Origin of the sequence: Armatimonas sp. (genome assembly GCF_043757465.1) — a bacterium.
Taxonomy (GTDB): Bacteria; Armatimonadota; Armatimonadia; order Armatimonadales; family Armatimonadaceae; genus Armatimonas.
On sequence record NZ_JAYVPL010000100.1, the window covers coordinates 1 to 5,292 of the forward strand.

The following is a 5,292-nucleotide window of genomic DNA, read 5'->3' on the forward strand; positions in this document are numbered from 1 at the left end:
ACGGGGTGTGCTAATTTCTCAGACGGCATATCGAGCGACCTCAGCCAGATCACGTCCTAAGACGAGGTTGAAATAACGAGCCAGATTGAAGGCTGTAATCTTTGCTTCAACACGACGATAAATACCAATATCTGTTTTTACCAACATATCCGTCAAGTGAAAGCAATTCGTCAGAACGGAAAAGAAGCCTTCAATGGGGCGGCGAATCTTGTCGAGCAATGTCTGAAAGGCAGGCGTGAAGTTCTTGTAATCACGCTGGCGAATTAATCACGCTGGCGAATGTGCAGAGTCAGACCCAAAAGCGATTTGGCCCACTTTTCACGAGCCTTGCTCACAAAACCTTTGTCGCCAACCCACTCTTGACCGGAAACATTCTTGCCTAGAGTGGCGCACTGACTCAAAAACGCATTGAGCAGGGGGGAATCCACCTTGTCGCCCGGAGCCAGAAAAAGCTCATCAATAAAGCCTTCCTCTGTGACAAGTGCCAAAGGATGCAGACCAAAATAGTAGGACTTCTTGCTGGAACAATACCCCCAAGAGGTGCCGCTGATAGGCTGGCTGGATTGGTGGACACGCCAGTTAGAACACAAAGGCAAAGGCAAACTATCCAAAAGCCGGATTGGTTTGAGGTCTGCATCGGCCCAATGGAGCACTTGACGGCGAAATTCAATCAAAGCAGGGACTATTTTCTGTGCTCTCCGGCAAAAACGACTCCTTTCAGGCATTAGGGGAAACAGATGTAGGTAAGAAGCCCTTACTTGACGAAGCCACCCTTGCTCGCGAGGAGCATGACAAAGCTCTCCAACGAGAATAACGGACATTACTTCCGAGTCTGTGAACTTGGGTGCTTGGGTTTCTCGGGGCAGGTTTCCACTGCCATAGGTCTTGATCATCCAGTCATCCACTAGAATAAAAACGACACTGAAGAGGTCTTCTCGGCTAAATTCATGCGATAATGCGAGCACGGCAGGTTGAGCGATCATGGTAAATTCCTTTGGTTTCGTCACCTAAGAAGATACCCGCTCCGCCTGCCGAACCCGCTGCACAAACTAGCACACCCCGTTTTGTGATAAAGACGGCAATGGTTGCGTCCAAGACCGATCAGGATCAGGTGATTCACCAGAGCACTGAGATGGCGGACTTAACCAAGAGCCTCGCGGGCGGCGGCATTCTTGGGATCGATCTCTAAGACACGCTCCAGCTCCTCGAGTGCGTCTTTCTCACGACCCAGGCAGCGCAAGGCGACCGAGCGGTTGAGGCGTACTTCGATATAGCGTGGGTTGATCTCCAAGGCACGGGTGAATGCTTGCAATGCCTCGTCGTCCTGGTCGGCGGCGTGCAGGGCAACCCCGAGCTGGTTGTGGAGATCCGGGTAGGTGGGAGCCAGTGCGAGCGCTTGGCGGTAGGAATCCGCTGCGGCCTCAAAATCTCCCTTGCGGTAGAGATCCAGTGCTAGCCGGGAGTGCAGCGCGATGGAGTCCTCTAGGCTGGGAGGGAGCTGAGAGAGAGCAAGCTCTGCCGCTTCCTGACCGAGCTGTGCGGCTTCGTTGAGGCGACGCGCATCCGCATAATTGGGGTTGATCGCCAGTGCCTGAGTGAACGCCGCGGAGGCTTCGCCAAGCTTCTCTAGCGTGAGAAGGGTACAGCCAAGGCGAAAGTGCAGGTCTGCGTAGTGAGGATGGAGGGTGAGCGCTTGGCGCAGGTGTGCTGCGGCTTCTTCGGCGGCATGCTTATCTAGGAGGGCCCTTCCCTGCACGGAGGCGTTGCGTGCCGCTTGGTGTTTTGCCTGCGCGGCATGGGCCTCGGTCAGGTAGAAACGTGACAAGCCGTCGGTGAGGGGGCTGAGGCGCGGGTGGCTTAGGATAGCCTGGAACTCGGTGATTGCGGTCTCGTACTTCCCTTCATCGAAGAGACGCACCGCTCGATCATAATCCGTTGCATCTTCGCTGCGCCGTAGCATCCTCCCCCATAGTGACATTGCTGATTTGTTTCCTTCCGGGAAAATTATGGCACTTTACACAAAAGTGAGACTCCCGTGTCTTAATCGTCGGCAGACACCTCGAAAATAGTTACCTCTGAGCCGGTGTAGACCGGGTGCAGTGCTCCTGGTTGCTTGCCCACGGCCCAGTCCACCGGAACATAGCTCCCTAAATCGGTTCCTGCAAGGCGATTGAGGTAGAGAATGTAGCGGATTTTGTGGGTGACCAGCAAGGCTTCCCGCTGGCTGTCATTGGTGCTCTGGGAGAAGAAGCGTCTGGTTTCGTCGAGCTTGCGCCCGTACGCCTTGGTCTCGCTCCAGTGACCGTTGTAGCTGATGCAGCGCGTGTGCGCCGGAACTGCGGCAGCCAGATGTGGCATGAGGGGAGTGTTGGGAAAGCGTGTATGGCTTGTCGGATCGGGCGCGACTAGCACAATCGAATCCGCGGGAGCACTCTCGCGCAGCCAGGCGAGCGCACTTGCTTCGTCGCTGCTGAGATAGGGGCGGTAGGCCGTTCCTGACTCGTTGTTTTGTAGCCGCGTGATGTCACGCAGCAGCAGAAGTGCATTGGACGGAACGGTGATAAGCACCCCGAAGAGCGCGAGAATCTTTGGAAAGTCGCCGCTCAGCTTGCCCGCGAGTGTGCTCAGCCCGATGCCCGCCAAAAGCGCAATCGGAATATGCGGCCCCATAAGCAACTTGCGCTGGAATTCAAAGGGCAGGTAGGCCACGGCCACTCCGACAACCGCCCAGCAAATAAGCAAGCTGCGCCCCGGTGTGGTTTTTTGGAGTGCCCCCAGGATGCCCAGCGGCAAGAGAAAGCCGTAGCCCAGAAGTACCCAGGGCAGCAGGCTCGTGTAGGTTGGCTCGGTCTCGTTGGCGCGTGCCCGAAAGATCGCATCGGTTTTAAGGACATAGGCGATGTGCGCCGTGCTTGGCAAGGCCGCCGCCCCGATCACGACGAGCCGAATCCAGCCCACAGTACTCATTTTGCGCTGCGAAATATCGCTCGCCAGTCGCCAGACAAGCGCGACGGCAAAGAGCGGGATCACATCATAGGTGTGGCTGTTGCCCAGAAGAAATCCGGCGAGGCACGCGGGGAGTGTGTCGCGCAGCTTGCCCGTCTGCTCGGAGCGCAGAAGTGCCGTTATAAACACAACCATCGCCAGCGTCGCGGGCGCAAAGAGCGGGGAGTAGTAGAGTGACTGGAACGTAATGGCCTCGTGTTGAAACGTATCTATCGTCGCTTTGGCGAAGGCAAAAGGCTTCAGGGAGGGATTGCCCGGAATCAGCCAGCCCAGCCCGGCGGAGAAACAAACCAACGCAAAGGCGAGCTTGCGCGCCCGCTCGTCACTTACGGCCAGCCCAAGCAGCCGCGCCACGGCCCAGAGTAGTGCGGCACCTCCTAAAATCCGCGCCAGATGGAAGACTAGAATCGGGGGCAAGGCCCGGCTCAGCGTTCCTAAAACTAAAAACCAGAGATTAAAAAGCAGCGTCTGGCGCGCCTCCGGCTCGGCGCAGAACTGGTTGTGCTGGAAAAACGCGCCGCTTGCCACATGCCGCATCCAGGTTAAGTAGACATAGCTGTCGTCAATATTGGTCGTCAGCCCGGTGTAGACATGCCCCGTCGGCGTGAGAAGCCAGCCGACCAGATACGGCACCGATGCTAACATCAGCGCCAGTGCCCCGAGAAAAAGAGTGAACCGCCGCTCTGGCACAGGTGTGGGTTACTCCGTCTCTGGCTTAGCAGCAAGCTCCTGAAAGGTAATGACGCGTTTGGGATTGATCCAGATCTCTTCCTTCACCGATGAGTCCCACTCTGACCACTTCTGAAAACGGCGCTGGGCATCGCGGTAAAAAAGCGCCTTCAGCAAGACATAGCCCTCGCCTTGTAGGGCTATGTCAAGCTCTGAAGGAGACAGTTCTGAGCCACCCATAACGGACTGAGTTTTTTCACTCTGATCAATATCAATACGGTACCAGTACATCTACTTTTCCTCCAAAAACGCGGTTATTGTGACGGCGAAGCGGCGGGTCTCGCCGGGGGCGATGTGCTGGAGGCGTCCGGCTTCGCGCTCGGCGGCGCGGCCTAGCACTTTGCAGTTCGCGGGCTCGATGCCGCAGACATACTCACCTTCGCCCATCATTTTCCAGACTGTCAGGTGTGGGAACTCGGATTTTTTGTAGGCGATTCGCACGCCAAAGCCCGAGGAATTCACCATCTCAATTACGACGTCCTCAGTGGGAATGTCATGGAAAAAGCACTGCTCGGCGTAGTCCGGGGTGGGGGCAGTGAGGGTGTTGGCGGTAGCGTGGCCCGCCTCGGCGGCGGCATCGCGCGGGATGCTGGTCGTGCCTTCAGGGAAGCGAATCACGGTGCCGTCGTCCACCAGCGGCCAGCCAAAATTTAAGTGGTAGAGCAGCATCAGCGGGCTTGTCTTGAAGCCCTCGTTGGTGACGGTGTCGGTGATCGTCATGCTCGTGCCGCCCACGGGCGTGGAGATCGTGCGCTTGAGGCGTAGGTTCTCGCCAAAGACAGTGGCCTCACGCATCGTCCCTTCCACAAAGACCGTGGCCCCACTGCCTTCCCAGTCCGTCCAGGCACTCGCACTCTCCGCCGGGATGTGCGAGAGGCGCCCGTGAATGCCCAGAGCTTCTTCGCCGTCTTGATTGGACGCGCCCGCATTCGTTAAACCGCAGCCCGTGAGCAGTCCGCCGTGAAAGGTCTGGAGCCAGCCGCGACCCTCAGGGACAAACGCATGCGGACTCGCCCAGCCCGTCGCCGAGACCCAGGCAAACGGGACGCCAAAGAGGCTCGCCGCCCCGATGTCCATGCCGCGTGAGAAGAGAACCGTGAAGTCTAAACCGCCGCCAGAGCGCACCCGCGCCGCCTTGACGCCGCTCTGGACTCCTTCCTCGTAGGTGAAGCGCTCGACGCCCGCGACTTGAATCAGATCACCCACCCGCTGCGCGAGCTCACGGCGTGCGTAGGTCTTACCAAAGAGAGTTGCCATGCTCTCAATTTTACCTGATGTTACTCGCCTCGCCGATACGCAGACCCTTTAGTTCTGGCGAAAGCTCAGGGTGCTCTCGCTGGAGATCCCGTAGCTTGGCCTGAACATGCGGAGCCGCAGACACTCCCCGTTCAAATCTGTCGTTGTGACGACTCCCTCCGCTAAAGCAGAGAGCTTCTGAAATTATGTCTAGGACACAATTACAAAAAACAACAATGCCAAGCATCAGGCTTCTTGGGAAACGCATAGGGCAATCCCTTACGTTAGCTCCCAAAGGCTCCGTCCGAGCCGTAAACACTC

At 57.4% G+C, this 5,292-nt stretch carries 5 protein-coding genes; all 5 read right to left on the reverse strand.

Annotated features, from left to right (window positions below; translation table 11 throughout):
• Positions 1-263: 263 nt before the first annotated feature.
• Complete coding sequence (locus ACH2ED_RS12990) at positions 264-1,007, reverse strand: hypothetical protein (protein WP_395091683.1); 744 nt, start codon at positions 1,005-1,007, stop codon at positions 264-266.
• A gap of 134 nt (positions 1,008-1,141) precedes the next feature.
• Entirely contained in the window at positions 1,142-1,960 is an 819-nt protein-coding gene (locus tag ACH2ED_RS12995) for a tetratricopeptide repeat protein (RefSeq protein WP_395091686.1), read from the reverse strand.
• Positions 1,961-2,040: 80 nt separating this feature from the next.
• Positions 2,041-3,696, reverse strand: coding sequence for a hypothetical protein (locus ACH2ED_RS13000; RefSeq protein ID WP_395091687.1), 1,656 nt, complete (start codon positions 3,694-3,696; stop codon positions 2,041-2,043).
• Between the two features lie 9 nt (positions 3,697-3,705).
• Positions 3,706-3,966, reverse strand: a complete 261-nt coding sequence (locus ACH2ED_RS13005; RefSeq protein WP_395091689.1) for a hypothetical protein — start codon at positions 3,964-3,966, stop codon at positions 3,706-3,708.
• Complete coding sequence (locus ACH2ED_RS13010; RefSeq protein WP_395091692.1) at positions 3,967-4,992, reverse strand: aldose 1-epimerase family protein; 1,026 nt, start codon at positions 4,990-4,992, stop codon at positions 3,967-3,969. It abuts the gene before it with no gap.
• Between the last annotated feature and the right edge of the window lie 300 nt (positions 4,993-5,292).

Bases quoted from the DNA above. Each gene is read 5' to 3' on its own strand.
- ACH2ED_RS13010 (WP_395091692.1), bottom strand. From the start codon at position 4,992: ATGGCAACTCTCTTTGGTAAGACCTACGCACGCCGTGAGCTCGCGCAG.
- ACH2ED_RS12995 (WP_395091686.1), bottom strand. From the start codon at position 1,960: ATGCTACGGCGCAGCGAAGATGCAACGGATTATGATCGAGCGGTGCGT.
- ACH2ED_RS13005 (WP_395091689.1), bottom strand. From the start codon at position 3,966: ATGTACTGGTACCGTATTGATATTGATCAGAGTGAAAAAACTCAGTCC.